Source organism: Brachybacterium sp. 107, assembly GCF_052379725.1.
Taxonomy (GTDB): domain Bacteria; phylum Actinomycetota; class Actinomycetes; order Actinomycetales; family Dermabacteraceae; genus Brachybacterium.
Map to the genome: position 1 here is coordinate 91,375 of NZ_JBQSYW010000001.1, position 14,591 is coordinate 105,965.

Below are 14,591 nucleotides of genomic sequence, written 5' to 3' on the forward strand. Positions count from 1 at the left end.
TCCTGTCTCGGTCCGGCCGACAAGAGGGCGCGGACCATTAATTCCTGAGGGTGCTCATTGGTGAGTACTCATCGGATATCCATGGTTCTTCTACCTGTTCCACGTTCGGGTGAAATCGGAGTTCTCGAGGTCCTGGGCGAGATGCCCGGTGTCGACGCCGCCCCGGAAGGACCGGGCGAAGCCGCCTCGCTTCACAGCGAGCTCGAGACATGATGCCTCGGGATGCAGCCACGCACCGCGACCCAGGGCCGATCCGGTGGGATCGACGCGGACTCGCGGGGTGGCGCCTCCGGGAGCGGACTCCCGGACCAGACGCACCAGTTGGTCGCGCGGGGCCACCTGATGGCAGCCGACGCACGTCCGTTCGGGACGATGGGGTGCAGAGTGGGCGACCACGCCTCCACCTCCGTTCCGAACGCTTCCGTCGACCCATGATCCAGACCGCGTGCAGTCTGCGTCATACCTCGACGAACAGCCTCCCCAGTGTAGCGGACCGGCCGGGGCGGGCGCTCACCCGGGAGGCGTGGACCACACCTCACTGCCTCAGCCCAGTCCCAGCTCAGTCCTCGGGAACTGCCTCTGCGGCAGCAGGTTCCCGATCCGCTTGGGCAGGCGCCTCATCCGTCGGGGCGGCGGTGTGGGCCACCGGGACGGATGCGCCCTCCTCCGATGCCTCCTCAGCGGCAGCGGGGTACGCGTTCGGATCGTCGTCCGGGCGGATGTCGATCTTCCACCCGGTGAGCTTGGCGGCCAGGCGCGCATTCTGCCCGTCCTTGCCGATGGCGAGCGAGAACTGCCCGGCGGGGACGACGGCGCGGACCGCACGGCCCACCTCGTCGATGACCGTGACGCTGGTGACCTTCGACGGCGAGAGCGCGTTGGCGACGAACGTGGCGGGGTCCTCGTGGAAGTCGACGATGTCGATCTTCTCGCCGGCCAGCTCGTTCATCACCGAGCGCACGCGTGCCCCCATGGGGCCGATGCAGGCGCCCTTGGCGTTGATCCCGGGCACGGTGGCGTGCACCGCCATCTTGGTGCGGTGACCGGCCTCGCGGGCGAGCCCGGTGATCTCGACGCTGCCGTCGGCCACCTCGGGGACCTCGAGCGCGAACAGCCGGCGCACCAGGTTCGGGTGGGAGCGCGACAGGGTGATCTGAGGACCCTTCGGTCCGCGTCGAGCCTCCGTGACATAGGCGCGCAGGCGCTTGCCATGGGAGTAGTCCTCCCCCGGCACCCGCTCGTGCGGGGGCAGCACGGCCTCGACCGTGCCGAGGTCCACCAGCACCATCCGCGGGTCGCGGCCCTGCTGGATGATCCCGGAGACGATGTCGTCGGCCCGTTCGGCGTACTCGCCGAGCACCGCTTCGTCCTCGAGGTCGCGGATGCGCTGGAAGATCACCTGTCGCGCCGTCGAGGCGGCGACCCGCCCGAAGTTCTCCGGGGTGTCGTCCCATTCCTCCAGGAGGGTCCCCTCCGAGTCGCGCTCGCGTGCCATCACGGCGACCTGGCCGGTGCGCTCGTCGATGATCACCTCGGAATCCCGCACCGGGCGGTCGGTGTGCAGGTAGGCGGCGTGCAGAGCGGAACGGATCGCGTCCAGCAGGACGGGCAGGCGGATATCCCGCTCCCGTTCGAGGGCCCGCAGGGCACCCATGTCGATGTCCATCTCAGCTCTCCTTCGATGCGGTGGGGTCGGCGTCAGCGATCAGCTGCGCAAGATCAGCGGGCGGGTCGAACTCGACCTGCACCTGGGCGGAGGAGACGTCGGCGACGGGGAGCTCCAGCCGCTCGGAGGTTCCCTGGGGCATGCGGAGCGGGCGGCCGCGGTCGTCCCGGCCGGGCTCCTGACGCAGGATCAGGACGTCACCGGCGGTGACGGCGAGCAGCCGCGCCCGGTACAGCGTGCCGTCGGCGGTCAGGGAGAGGAGACGACCCCGCGAGCGTCGGAAGTGGCGCACCGCGGTGAGTTCACGGTCGACACCGGGGGTGGTGATCTCCAGGACCACCGGATCGGGGCCCAGCAGGGCGTCGTCGGCGTCGATCCGGTCGGAGAGCTCGCGAGAGGCCGTCGCGACGGTGTCCAGATCCGCGCTGCCCAGCTGGTCCTCGGGCAGATCCACGATCAGCCGCACCTCGGGCATCGAGCGTGGGCCCGTCACCACGATCTCCTCGAGCACGAGGTCATGGTTCTCCAGGACCTGGGATGCTGCCTCCCGCAGGGCGGTGTGGGCCGTCTGGCCGTCGAGGTCGCTCATCGCTCGCTCACCTCCTCCTGCATATAGGTACCTGTGCCCACCGGTGACGCATCACCCGGCGGGGTCGATCCCAGGATAGTGCGCGCGCGGCGCGGATGCCTCCCGGAAGGGCCTCGATGCGAGAATCCTCCTGTGCTCCTTCCCACCGACCCCCTTCCCGCAGCCCGACTCCCGTCGCGGCGCCGAGTGCTGGCGTCGGGCGCCCTGGGCGTCCTCGCCCTCGCCGGAGTGCCCGGATGCGGGCGGATCGCCCTGGGCGGCCCCGCGGACTACACACCTCCTCCGCCCGGGATCGATGATCTGTACCGGACCGATCTGCTCGCCGTCCTGGACCGCGCGATCGCCGGCACGCAGACCCTCGCGGACTCGGCCGACGGGTCGACGGGCACCGAGCTCGCCGACGTGCTGGCGATGCTCTCCGCCGCGCTGCCCGAGCAGCGCTCTGCCCTGCTGACCGGCGCCGAAGCCGAGCGGGAGGAGACCGCCGCATCCGATCCCGTCGCCTCCGACCCGGCCGCGTCCCCGATACCGACTCCCTCCGACACACCGACGGACGCCGCCGGGCTCGTCGCCGTCCTGGTCGAGCTGCGGGAGCTCACGGCCGACGCGGCCCGACAGGTCTCCGGATCCCTCGCCCGCCCCATCGCGGCGATCGCGGCACATGCGGCATGGAGCGCGCGACGTCTCCACGACGCCGCCGCGGCGGGCGACGTGCCCGCGCTGCGCTCGTCCGAGGAGATCGTGCCCTCGCGCGAGGTGCCGGCGACGGACCCGCCGTCGGTGGGCGCCGAGGTGGACTATCACTCCACGATCGAGCAGGCGCAGCAGGAGGAGTGGTACGCCGGGTACCTCTACGAGGTGCTCGCGGCCCGGACCACGGACGACGGCGAACGCGACGCGGACCTCGCCCGCAGTGATCTCCATCGGGCACGAGCGGAGTCGCTGGCGGCGATCGCGGAGGAGGACGGCGCCCCGGTCGTGCCCCGCCAGGCCGTCTACGCACTGCCGGGCGGGACGCTCGATGACCGGATGGCCGCAGAGCTCCCGCGGATGCTCGCCGAGGGTCTGCTCGTCGATCATGTCGCGCTCGTCGGGGCCGCCCCGTTCGACCGCCGTCCGCTGTCGATCGTCGCCGCGATGCAGGAAGGGGAGCTGCTGGCTCCTCTCACGGTCGCGATGCAGCCCCTGCCGGGCCTCGAGATCGAGGATCCCGCGCCGAGCGACGGCGGCTGAGGACTCAGGCCCCGCGCACCGCCGAGACCAGGGCCTCGACGACCCCTTCGGGGGCGACCTCCTCGATGGACCCGCTCGCGCGGTCCCGGATCTCGACGACACCTGTCGCCAGGCCCTTGCCGACCACCACGGAGGTGGGAATGCCCAGCAGCTCGGCGTCCTTGAACTTCACGCCCGGGGAGACCTTGGGCCGATCGTCGTAGAGCACCTCGAGACCGCGGGCCTCGAGCTCGGTGCCGATCCGTTCGGCCTCCTCGAAGATCTCCGGGGTCTTGCCGGTGGCCATGATGTGCACGTCGGCCGGGGCGACCTGGCGGGGCCACACCAGGCCCTTGTCGTCGTGGTGGAGCTCGGCGATGGCGGCGACCGCGCGGGTCACGCCGATGCCGTAGGAGCCCATCGTCACCACGACCGCCTTGCCGTTGACGTCGAGCACCTTGAGGTCGAGCGCCTCGGCGTACTTGCGGCCCAGCTGGAAGATGTGTCCCATCTCCATGCCACGGGTCAGCCGCATCGGGCCCGAGCCGTCGGGCGCAGGATCCCCGTCCCGCACCTCGGCGGCCTCGATGGTGCCGTCGGCGGTGAAGTCGCGGCCGGCGACGAGGTCGTAGACGTGCTTGTCCTTCTCGCCGGCGCCGGCGACCCAGGAGGTGCCGGGTGCCACGCGGGGATCCACGAGGTAGCGGATCTCCGAGGCGGAATCCAGGCCCAGGCCCTCCGGGCCGATGTAGCCCTTCATGAGCACCGGGTGCGCGGCGAAGTCGGCATCGGTGAACGGTGCGGCGGTGGCGGGTGCGACCGCGGACTCGAGGCGCTTCTCGTCGACCTCGCGGTCGCCGGGCAACGCGATCACCAGCGGCTCGGTGCTGCCATCGGGGTAGGTGAGCAGGTAGACGAGGTGCTTGAGCATCTCGTAGCGGGTCCACTCCCCCGACTCCGCGACGGGGCCCTTGCCGGGGAAGGCCTCGTTGGAGAAGTCGGTGAGCGCGGCGATGGTGCTCGCGCCCGGGGTGTCCTCGACGTGCATCGCCGGCCGCGCGGCGATCGCGGCCTCGTCCAGCGCCGGCGGGGCGACGGTGGTGACCGCCTCGACGTTGGCCGCGTAGCCGCCGTCGGAGACCACGAAGGTGTCCTCACCCACGGGCGTGGGGTGGAGGAACTCCTCGGAGCGGGAGCCGCCCATCGCGCCGGCGTCGGCGCGGCAGATCACCGTGGGCAGGCCGAGGCGATCGAAGGTGCGCTGGTAGGCGCCGCGCTGATTCTCGTAGCTGACGTCCAGGCCGGCATCGTCGATATCGAAGGAGTAGGCGTCCTTCATGATGAACTCGCGGGTGCGCAGCAGCCCCGCGCGGGGGCGCGCCTCGTCGCGGAACTTGGTCTGCACCTGGTAGAGCATCGCCGGGAGGTCCTTGTACGAGTTGTACAGGTCCTTCACCGTGAGGGTGAACATCTCCTCGTGGGTGGGCGCGAGCAGGTAGTCGTTCTCGCGGCGGTCCTTCAGGCGGAAGAGCTGGGGGCCGTACTCCTCCCAGCGTCCGGTGGCCTCGTACGGCTCGCGCGGCTGGAGCGCGGAGAACACGAGCTCCTGGCCGCCGATCGCGTCCTGCTCCTCGCGCACGATCGCCTCGACCTTGCGCAGCACCTTCAGCCCGAGCGGCAGCCAGGTGTAGACGCCCGGCGCGCTGCGGCGGATGTATCCGGCGCGCACGAGCAGCTTGTGGCTGGCGACCTCGGCGTCGGCCGGGTCCTCCCGCAGGGTGCGGACGAACGACGACGACAGACGGATCATGGGGCAGGCCTTTCACAGCAGGGACTGGGCGCTACCGCCACCGGCGGCGGACGCGGGGTCCATCGTACTGGCCGCGACGGGCCGACGTATCCTGGCAGGATGCACCCGCGAGCACGGGAGGACCCCGGATCCGCACCGACGTCGCGCCGGCAGGCCCTGCGCGCGGCCGGCACGGTCGGCGCCCTCGGCGTCCTGGGCGCCGGCGGGTACGTGGCCTCGCGATGGGCCGGTCCCGCCGCGGACCCGCGCACCGTCATCTCCCTGTACTCGCAGACCGTCGCCTATGACGCGGATCAGTCACGCGTGCTCGTGAGGACCCCCGAGTCCGTGTCCGAACTGCTCCCGGGAACCCGTCTGCACTCCGATCTCGCCGCGTCCTCCCCCGCTGTCCGGCGGGCGCACGAGTTCTGGGACGGGACCTCCTCGTGGAGATCACGGGTGGCCACGGCGCAGGAGGAGCACGAGGTGCACTCGGACCTCTCGGACCTCCCGGACCTCGCAGACCTCGCGGGATCCGCCCTCCGCGACCTGTGGGTGCTCGCGGACGACCTGCCCGCCCCGGTCGCCGGCTGGAGCACGAGCTGGCGGTACATCTGGCCGCGGGATGCCGCGTTCTGCGCGGTCGCCCTCGCCCGCGTAGGACACGTGGACCGCGCGATCGCCGTCCTGACCCACCTGCAGTCGATCCAGTCGGACGACGGCTGGTTCGAGGCACGCTACGCACCAGGGACCGACCGGGCACCGGACGACCGTGATCGCCAGTTCGATGGCACCGGCCTGGTGCTCTGGGCCCTTTCGGAGGTCGCGCAGACCGTGCCCGACGCTGATCGCCCCCAGCTGCTCGACGACCTCGCGCCGCTGATCGGCACCACTCGCGACGCGCTGCTGAGGGAGACCCATGACGGGGCCGAGATGCCGCCGGTCTCCCCCGACTACTGGGAGGTGCGCGAGCGCTCGGTGACGCTCGGCCTCATGACCAGCACCCTCGCAGGCCTGCGAGCGAGCGGTGAGCTGACCGGGGCGGACCGGGACCGGGCCGCCGCCCGCTCCTTCTCCTCGATGCTGACGGAGACCTTCGGCGCCCACGGCTTCCAGCGCTACCGGCGCCGCGGAGGATCGGACTCGGCACTCGCCGTCCTCGACGCGACTGGATGCCACGGTGTCGCGTCAGCGCAGCAGCTGCTGGCCCTGCGCCAGGAGCTCGCCCGTCCGGGCGGCGGCATCGCTCCGGGCGCGTCCTGGCGCGAGGACGGCGTGAGCTGGACCCCGTCGACCAGTCTGCTCGCCCTCGCCCTCGCCCGCGCCGGAGAGTCCGACGCCGCCCTCGAGATCCTCGGCTGGCTCGCCGCGCACCGCACCGACGCGGGCTCACTGCCCGAGAAGGTCCTCTTCGACGGCCGCCCGGCGGCGGTCGCCCCGCTCGCCTGGACCGCGGCGAACGTGCTGCTGACGCTCGATGCGCTGGCGTCGACCTGACCCCATCGGCGTCGGCGAGCGTGCTGCGCTCAAAACAGGATCGTGGTGAGCTCACCGATCTGGTGGAAGCCGGCGGCGGCGTAGGCGCGGCGAGCCGGCTCGTTGAAGTCGTTGACATACAGGGTGACCTGCGGGGCGTGGTCTCGGCGTACCTGTCGCACGAGGTCCGCCATGGCCGCACGGCCCACGCCGCGGCCGCGCTGATCCGGCCGCACCCACACGCCGTGGATCTGGGCGACCGGGCCGAACAGGGCCCCGACGTCGGCCTTGAACAGCACCTCGCCGTCCTCGATGATCACGTAGGTGCGGCGCAGATGGATCAGGTCCTCGATCCGGGTCCGGTACGAACGTCCGCCGTCGCCGAGCAGAGGATCGACACCGACCTCCTCGCGGAACATCGCCACGGCGGCCGGGAACACCGCTCGCTCCTCACCCGGCAGCGCGGCCCGCAGCCGGGAGTCACCAGGTGCGACCATCTCCTGGGCACTGAGCAGCGGCTGGCTCCACCGGTACTCGCGCACGTCAGGGCCCCAGCCCGGTGCGAGGTGCTGCCACATCGCCTCGACCGCGGCGCGATCACCGACCACAGAGCTGGCCCGACGGCTCCGAGCCGCGAGGAAGCGCCCGAACTCCCCCAGGGCGAGACCGGTCGCCGACATCGGAGACAGGTTCACGCCGTGCCACAGCAGGCCATCGGGCCGGGCCTCGTCCCCGGCCACCGAGAACTCCTGCCCCACGGAGGGGCTGCGTCCCACATCGCGCAGACGCGCACCCGCGAGGGCGTTGGTCGCCGGGTCCCTCAGGGCATGCGCGATCGCGACGTCCAGCCCAGCGGGGCGAACTGCTCGAACCCGCCCTCCGCGACGGAACACGCGCGATCAGCTCACAGAGACCGACGGGGCACCGGACGCTTCGGCGGCCTCGCCCTCCATCTCGGCGGCGATACGGTTCGCCTCGGCCAGCAGGGTCGGGACGATGTCCGACTCGGGCACGGTCTTGATGACCTTGCCCTTGACGAAGATCTGGCCCTTGCCGTTGCCGGAGGCGACACCGAGATCAGCCTCGCGGGCTTCGCCCGGACCGTTGACGACGCAACCCATGACGGCGACGCGCAGCGGCACCTCGAGGTGCTTGAGGCCCTCGGTGACCTCGTCGGCGAGCTTGTAGACGTCCACCTGGGCGCGACCGCACGAGGGGCACGAGACGATGTCGAGCTTGCGGTCCTTGAGGTTGAGCGACTGCAGGATCTGGATGCCGACCTTGACCTCCTCGACCGGCGGGGCCGACAGCGACACACGGATGGTGTCGCCGATCCCCTCGCCCAGCAGGATGCCGAAGGCGACGGAGGACTTGATGGTGCCCTGGAACGCCGGGCCCGCCTCGGTGACGCCGAGGTGCAGGGGCCAGTCGCCCTCCGCGGAGAGCTGGCGGTACGCCTCGACCATGATCACGGGATCGTTGTGCTTCACCGAGATGCCGAAGTCGTGGAAGTCGTGCTCCTCGAACAGCGACGCCTCCCACTTCGCAGACGCCACGAGAGCCTCCGGGGTGACCCGGTCGCCCTTCATCATCCGCTGGTCGATGCTGCCGGCGTTGACGCCGATGCGCAGCGCGGTGCCGTGGTCCTTGGCGGCCTTCGCGATGTCCTTGATCTGGTCGTCGAAGCGACGGATGTTGCCCGGGTTCACGCGGACCCCCGCACAGCCGGCCTCGATCGCCGCAAAGACGTACTTCGGCTGGAAGTGGATATCGGCGATCACCGGGATCGGTGACTTCGCCGCGATCGCCGCGAGGGCGTCGGCGTCCTCCTGCCGTGGACAGGCCACGCGGACGATGTCGCAGCCCGCGGCGGTCAGCTCCGCGATCTGCTGGAGGGTCGCGTTGATGTCGTGCGTCGGGGTGGTGGTCATCGACTGCACCGTGATGGGTGCGTCGCCGCCGACGTAGAGATCGCCGAGCTTGACCTTGCGGGTCGTCCGCCGCGGTGCGAGGACCGGTGGCGGCGTCTTGACGGAGGGGATGCCGAGGCTCACTGAAGTCACCCCTCCATTATGGACTCGTCCCGGGGCTCTGGAGGGTCAGGTGCGACACCTCCACCGCTCCTGCACGCCCGGCGTGGCGCGCCGCACATGATTGCGGGCCCCGGGTCCCTGTGGATGTCAGGGGAACAGAGTGATGGGTTTGACGATGTCGGCGTAGAGCAGGAGCACCGTCATGAGGATGAAGACGATCGCGACCGCGTTGGTCAGCGGCAGCAGCCGCGACATGTCCACCGGTCCGGGGTCGGGCCGTCCTCGCCAGCGGGCGATCTGCCGCCGGACGCCCTCGATCAGCGCCCCCAGCACGTGCCCGCCGTCCAGAGGCAGCAGCGGCACCAGGTTGAAGACGAACAGCGCCATGTTCAGCGACGCCAGCATCGAGACCAGGGTCGCGACCTTCTCCTTGAGCTCGAAGCCCGGCTGGTCCGCGGAGGCGACCTCTCCAGCCAGACGCGACACGCCGACGACGCCGAGCGGACCGTTGGGGTCCCGCTCCTCGCTGCCGAAGGCCGCCTGCGCCACGTCGTACAGCCGCAGCGGCAGCGTCACGATGATCCGCCCGGTCTGCGTGAACGCGGACCACGCCATCTCCGGCACGAGCGCCGGCGACTGCGGCACCAGGTCCGGGGTGCCCGAGACACCGAGGAAGCCGACCTGCTCGGTCTGCAGTTCGCCGCTGGAGTCGTAGACGGCCGCGCCATCCGCATCGAGCACGGGACGGGCGTCCACGATCGGAGTGGCCTCGAGCTCGAGGGTCTCGCCGTCCCGTTCGACGACGACGGGGACGGTGCGATCCCCGCTCGCCCGGATCGCCACCGTCACGTCGGACCAGGTGTCGATTTCGTGGCCGTCGATCTCCTGCAGCGTGTCCCCGGGGCGGATCCCCGCCGCGAGGGCAGGGGCCTCCTGCTCGCCCTCGCAGCCGGCGTCGGCGGGGGCCTCGGCCGGGAGGACGCACTTCGACACGGACTGCACCGTAGGAGTCACGGCAGGCAGTCCGATGCCGCTGACCATCACCGTCATCAGCACGATCGAGATCAGCAGATTCATGGTGGGCCCGCCCAGCATCACCACGAGCTTCTTCGGCACGGACAGCGCGACGAACGTCCGATGCGCGTCCTCCTGCCCGTACTGGGAGGACTCGAACTCCTTGGCGTCCTCGGACATCTGCGACATCTGCTGGAGGAACCCGGTGGAGTCCTCACGGATGGTGCCCGCCGGTTCCCCCTTGTGCGGCGGGAACATGCCGATCATGCGGATGTATCCGCCCAGCGGGATCGCCTTGAGCCCGTATTCGGTCTCGCCACGGGTGCGCGAGAGCACCGTCGGCCCGAAGCCGATCATGTACTGGGTGACACGGACGCCGAACAGCTTCGCCGGGAGGAGATGACCGACCTCGTGCAGGGCGATCGAGAGCGCGAGCCCGAGGCCGACGACGAGCACCCCGAGCACGAACAGCGCGATGCTCATCGCCCGGTCTCGGAGCTCATGGAGATCAGGGTGCGGGCGGTCTCCCGGGCCCAGGTCTCCACGGCGAGCACACCCTCGACGCCGTCGGTGAGCTCGGCACGGGGACGCCCCGGATGCTCGAGGACCGTGCGGATCATCTCGACGATGCCGAGGAAGCTGAGGTCGCCGGCGAAGAACGCCTCGACGGCCTCCTCGTTCGCGGCGTTGTACGCGGCCATCGCTCCCCCGCCTTCGCGGTGCGCCGCGCGGGCGATCGAGATCGCCGGGAAGGTCACCTCGTCGACCGGTTCGAAGGTCCAGGACTGGGCGGTGGAGAAGTCGAGCGCCGCGGCGAGACCGGGCAGCTTCTTGGGGTGGGCGAGCGCCCAGCCGATGGCATGGCGCATATCCGGCGGGCTCGCCTGCGCGATGGTGGAGCCGTCGACGAGGGTGGCCATGGAGTGCACGATCGACTGCGGATGGACGACCACGTCGACGCGGTCCTCGGGCAGATCGAACTGGAAGCAGGCCTCGATGACCTCGAGGGCCTTGTTGACCAGGGTCGCCGAGTTCGTGGTGATCACGCGGCCCATGGCCCAGGTGGGATGGGCGAGCGCCTGCTCCGGCGTGACGGCGCCGAGCTCGGCGCGGGCCAGGCCCCGGAAGGGCCCTCCGGAGGCGGTCACGACCAGGCGCTCGACCTGGTCCGGACGCACCCCGGCGAGGGCCTGGGCGATCGCGGTGTGCTCGGAATCGACCGGGAGGATCTGTCCCTGCGCGGCGGCGTCGGTGACCAGATGGCCGCCGACCACGAGGGACTCCTTGTTGGCCAGGGCCAGGCGGGCACCGCTGGCGAGAGCGGAGAGCGTGGGCAGCAGGCCGACGGATCCCGTGATCGCGTTGAGCACGACGTCCTGCTCCCCGAGGCTGCCGGCGAGATCGACGACCGCCTGCTGGCCGGCCTCGATCTGCGGTGCGGCGATGCCGGCCGCCCTGCAGGCGAGGGCCACGGCGCGCTCGACGGTCTCGGCACGCTCGGGATCGGCGACGACGAGGCGCTCGGGGTGATGCCGGGCCACCTGCTCGGCGACGATCTCCGGGCGCGATCCTCCCACGGCGAGGCCGTGCAGCCGGGCGACGTCCGGGTACCTGGCGAGGACCTCGAGGGTCTGGGCGCCGATCGAACCGGTCGCCCCCAACAGCACCAGCCGTCGCGCGGACGGGGCACCGGTCGTGATGCTCGGCGCCGTGATCACGGCACGGAGGCCATCACGTCCGCGACATGGTCGAGGTAGACGTCGACGACGGCCTCGCGGTAGCCCTCGGATCCCCGGCGACGACGGAAGGCGGCGCGACGCACGTCGTCGACGCTCATCGGCAGCCCGTCGGTGAAGTAGGAGACCAGCTGATCGCACAGGGCGTCGACGTCCGTCCGGTCGTAGGACGGCTCCCCCTGCTCGGCCGGGGCGAAGCGCTCGCCCGCAGGGCGCTCGAGACGCTCCTTGAGGGACTCCGCCCGCTCGGTGAGCTGGGCGACCCAGACGTCCTCACCCTTCTCGGCGATGGAATCGTCACGGGACTGCAGGGCGAAGGCGTCGGAGAGGCGGTCCAGCGCCTCGTCGACGACGCGCATGTCATAGCCGCCGCGTTCGGTGCCGAAGCTCGCCGAGGTGATGTCGCCACCGCTGAACGCGGGGTCACGACCTTCATAGGCGGTGCGGGCGCGGGCGAGGAACTCGTCGACCTCCCGCATGTTGTATCCGACGCTGAAGCGAGAGACGCGCTCGAACGATGTGCTCACCAGTGGATCCTTCCTCGGTGCTGTCGGTGTCCCACTGTAGCGGCGTGGGAGGTGCGGTTCGGGGAGGTGCGGTTCGGGGAGGTGCGGTTCATGGGCCGCGGTTGCCCGGGTCGGGCAGGGCGCTCAGCGACCGCCGCCGAGCAGCCGGGCGAAGAACCCGCCTCGCTCGGCGGGGTGGCCCCCTCGGGGCCCGGACCGCGGTTCGGGATCCTGCTCGGTCTGCTGCGGCACTCCCCCACGGGACTGCCGGGAGTAGTCATGCTCCGGGTCGTACGCGATCCTGCCCTCGAGGAGCGGGATCGCCACCTCGTCGAGGAAATCGTCAACCTCCTCCATGTCATAACCGGCCTGGAACCGGACGGGCGCGAAGACGACCGCATGGACGTCCTCCGTGGAGACGGAGCCGTCGCCGCGCAGGATCGCCTGCTCCAGGCGGTCGATGAAGTCGTCGACGGCAGGCATCTCATAGGCCTCCGCGAACTTCCGAGAGGTGAAGCTGATCTTCATCGGTGGCCCCTCACTCGCCGGCGGCGACGGCCTCGACGCGCGCGATCCGCGCCTCGCGGTCCTCGCGGTGCGCGTCGGTCTCGATGACCTCGGCGGCGAGCTGCCCGCAGGCGCCATCGATGTCGCTGCCGCGCGTGTCGCGGATGGTCGCGGAGATGCCGTTGTCCCGCAGGGTCTGCACGAACTGCTTCTCCACGAACGGGTCCGAGGCGGTCCACTTCGAGCCCTTCACCGGGTTCAACGGGATCGGGTTGACGTGGATCCAGTGCGCACCGCCCTTGGCGATCAGCCGATCGGCGAGCAGCTGGGCGCGGTGCGCCTGGTCGTTGATGTCGCGGATCAGGGCGTATTCGATGCTCACCCGTCGGCCGGTGGTCTCGAAGTACTCGTAGGCTGCGTCGAGGATCTCATCGATGTCGAAGCGGGTGTTGATCGGGACCAGCTCGTTGCGCAGCTCGTCGTCTGGAGCGTGCAGCGACACCGCGAGGGTGAGCGGGATCTTCTCCTTGGTCAGCTTCCGCACCGCGGGGGCCAGGCCCACCGTGGAGACCGTGATGTGGCGCGCACCCATCCCGAAGCCCTCTGGCGTCGGGGTGTTCAGCCGGCGGCACACGGTCGCCACGGGACGGTAGTTCGCCAGCGGCTCCCCCATGCCCATGAAGACGATGTTCGAGACCCGCCCGGTGCCGCCGGGCAGTTCCCCGTCGGCCAGCATCTTGTTGGCGATGCGCACCTGCTCGAGGATCTCGGAGGTGGACAGGTTGCGGGTCAGACCCATCTGCCCGGTCGCGCAGAACGGGCAGTTCATGCCGCAGCCCGCCTCGGAGGAGATGCACAGGGTGACCCGGTCGCTGTAGCGCATCAGGACGGATTCGACCATCGAGCCGTCGAACAGCTTCCACAGGAACTTCTGGGTGGCGCCGTGATCGGCGGACTGCCGGGAGACCTCGGTCAGCAGCTGCGGGAAGAAGCGCTCGACGAGCGCATCCCGGCCGTCCTTGGGGAGATCCGTGAGGTCCTCGGGAGCGGTCGTGAAGTGCTCGAAGTAGTGCACGGAGAGCTGCTTCGCCCGGAAGCCCGGCAGGCCCATCTCCTTGACCGCCTCGATCCGCTCCTCCATCGTGAGGTCCGCGAGATGCGCCGGCGGCTTGCCCCGACGCGCGGGACGCAGCTGCAGCTGGCCCGGGGCGAGGGCGATCTTCTGTCCGGGGACCGCCTCTCGGGAGAGGTCGGGGAGGTCCGCGTTCTTGGTGGACGCGGCCTTGTCGGTTCGTTCGTCGGCGCTGTTCATGGCAGCAGGACCTCCAGCATGATGTAGGTGGTGGGGGCGGCGAGCAGGATGGAATCCACCCTGTCCAGCACGCCTCCGTGGCCAGGGAGCAGGTGCCCCATGTCCTTGATTCCGAGGTCGCGCTTCAGCAGCGACTCGGACAGATCCCCACAGGTGGAGACGACCACGAGCACGATGCCCAGGATCGCCGCCGCCCACCAGGGGACGTCGAGCGCGAGCACCCCGAAGGCGATCACCGAGGCGACACCCAGGATCAGCGAGCCGGCGAAGCCTTCCCAGCTCTTCTTGGGGCTGATGCCCGGCGCCATCGGATGAGACCCGAACAGCACCCCGGCCACGTAGCCGCCGATGTCGTTGCCCACCGGGCCGAGCACCGCCAGCATCACGAGCAGCGGGCCCTGCTCCATCCCGAAGAGGAGCAGGGTGAAACTGCCCAGGAATGCCACCCAGGACAGGGCGAACACTCCCCCGGCCACGTCGCGCAGTGCCGTGAGGCCCATCGATTCCGAGACCCGCCACAGGATGAGCACGCAGACCGCGACCGCGGTCGCGATCAGGAGTCCCAGCACGTCGAACACCACGGTCGAGACCGCCATCCCGATCACGCCGACGAGCAGCGGGACGGCCGGGATCCGCAGGCCGCCGTGCGCGAGCGCGCGGGTCAGCTCGAGCACGGCGAGCACGACGATGATCGCGACGAGCACCGGGAACGCCTGCGGGACCACGAACAGCGAGCAGAGCAGCACGCCGC

General features: G+C 70.7%; 14 protein-coding genes. 2 read left to right on the plus strand and 12 right to left on the minus strand.

The window, feature by feature from the left end; all coding sequences use genetic code 11:
* Positions 1-90 precede the first annotated feature (90 nt).
* From ACT3UL_RS00390 to rimP, 3 genes are all read right to left on the minus strand, one after another.
* A complete protein-coding gene (locus ACT3UL_RS00390; RefSeq protein ID WP_444576024.1) occupies positions 91-396 on the minus strand; it encodes a YlxR family protein in 306 nt (101 codons plus the stop codon).
* Between the two features lie 163 nt (positions 397-559).
* The gene (gene nusA, locus ACT3UL_RS00395) at positions 560-1,666 is read right to left on the minus strand and encodes a transcription termination factor NusA (RefSeq protein WP_444576025.1); all 1,107 of its coding nucleotides are present in this window, start codon (positions 1,664-1,666) and stop codon (positions 560-562) included.
* A 1-nt stretch (position 1,667) separates the two neighbouring features.
* A complete protein-coding gene (gene rimP / locus ACT3UL_RS00400) occupies positions 1,668-2,255 on the minus strand; it encodes a ribosome maturation factor RimP (protein WP_444576027.1) in 588 nt (195 codons plus the stop codon).
* Positions 2,256-2,387: 132 nt separating this feature from the next.
* On the opposite strand from rimP, the gene ACT3UL_RS00405 reads away from it, so the two are divergent.
* Positions 2,388-3,488 carry a DUF4439 domain-containing protein gene (locus tag ACT3UL_RS00405; RefSeq protein ID WP_444576029.1) on the plus strand — a complete coding sequence of 367 codons (1,101 nt, stop codon included), beginning with the start codon at positions 2,388-2,390 and terminating at the stop codon, positions 3,486-3,488.
* 4 nt (positions 3,489-3,492) lie between these two features.
* Here the strand turns inward: ACT3UL_RS00405 and ACT3UL_RS00410 are convergent, their stop codons facing one another.
* Positions 3,493-5,277, minus strand: a complete 1,785-nt coding sequence (locus ACT3UL_RS00410; RefSeq protein WP_444576031.1) for a proline--tRNA ligase — start codon at positions 5,275-5,277, stop codon at positions 3,493-3,495.
* 99 nt (positions 5,278-5,376) lie between these two features.
* On the opposite strand from ACT3UL_RS00410, the gene ACT3UL_RS00415 reads away from it, so the two are divergent.
* On the plus strand, positions 5,377-6,753 hold the full coding sequence (locus ACT3UL_RS00415; protein ID WP_444576033.1) for a hypothetical protein: 1,377 nt from the start codon (positions 5,377-5,379) through the stop codon (positions 6,751-6,753).
* A 29-nt stretch (positions 6,754-6,782) separates the two neighbouring features.
* Here ACT3UL_RS00415 and ACT3UL_RS00420 read toward each other — a convergent pair whose 3' ends face one another.
* The 8 genes from ACT3UL_RS00420 to ACT3UL_RS00455 form a co-directional block, all read right to left on the minus strand.
* A complete protein-coding gene (locus ACT3UL_RS00420; protein ID WP_444576035.1) occupies positions 6,783-7,508 on the minus strand; it encodes a GNAT family N-acetyltransferase in 726 nt (241 codons plus the stop codon).
* 123 nt (positions 7,509-7,631) lie between these two features.
* On the minus strand, positions 7,632-8,795 hold the full coding sequence (gene ispG / locus ACT3UL_RS00425) for a flavodoxin-dependent (E)-4-hydroxy-3-methylbut-2-enyl-diphosphate synthase (protein WP_444576036.1): 1,164 nt from the start codon (positions 8,793-8,795) through the stop codon (positions 7,632-7,634).
* 117 nt (positions 8,796-8,912) lie between these two features.
* Positions 8,913-10,262 carry a M50 family metallopeptidase gene (locus tag ACT3UL_RS00430; RefSeq protein WP_444576038.1) on the minus strand — a complete coding sequence of 450 codons (1,350 nt, stop codon included), beginning with the start codon at positions 10,260-10,262 and terminating at the stop codon, positions 8,913-8,915.
* Complete coding sequence (gene dxr / locus ACT3UL_RS00435; RefSeq protein WP_444576039.1) at positions 10,259-11,497, minus strand: 1-deoxy-D-xylulose-5-phosphate reductoisomerase; 1,239 nt, start codon at positions 11,495-11,497, stop codon at positions 10,259-10,261. Before dxr ends, ACT3UL_RS00430 begins: the two co-directional genes overlap by 4 nt.
* Entirely contained in the window at positions 11,494-12,042 is a 549-nt protein-coding gene (locus tag ACT3UL_RS00440; RefSeq protein WP_444576041.1) for a DivIVA domain-containing protein, read from the minus strand. Before ACT3UL_RS00440 ends, dxr begins: the two co-directional genes overlap by 4 nt.
* A 123-nt stretch (positions 12,043-12,165) precedes the next feature.
* Positions 12,166-12,549 carry a DivIVA domain-containing protein gene (locus ACT3UL_RS00445; protein WP_444576043.1) on the minus strand — a complete coding sequence of 128 codons (384 nt, stop codon included), beginning with the start codon at positions 12,547-12,549 and terminating at the stop codon, positions 12,166-12,168.
* Between the two features lie 10 nt (positions 12,550-12,559).
* Positions 12,560-13,840 carry a 23S rRNA (adenine(2503)-C(2))-methyltransferase RlmN gene (gene rlmN, locus ACT3UL_RS00450; RefSeq protein WP_444576044.1) on the minus strand — a complete coding sequence of 427 codons (1,281 nt, stop codon included), beginning with the start codon at positions 13,838-13,840 and terminating at the stop codon, positions 12,560-12,562.
* The gene (locus tag ACT3UL_RS00455; protein WP_444576046.1) at positions 13,837-14,586 is read right to left on the minus strand and encodes a phosphatidate cytidylyltransferase; all 750 of its coding nucleotides are present in this window, start codon (positions 14,584-14,586) and stop codon (positions 13,837-13,839) included. Before ACT3UL_RS00455 ends, rlmN begins: the two co-directional genes overlap by 4 nt.
* Positions 14,587-14,591 lie beyond the last annotated feature (5 nt).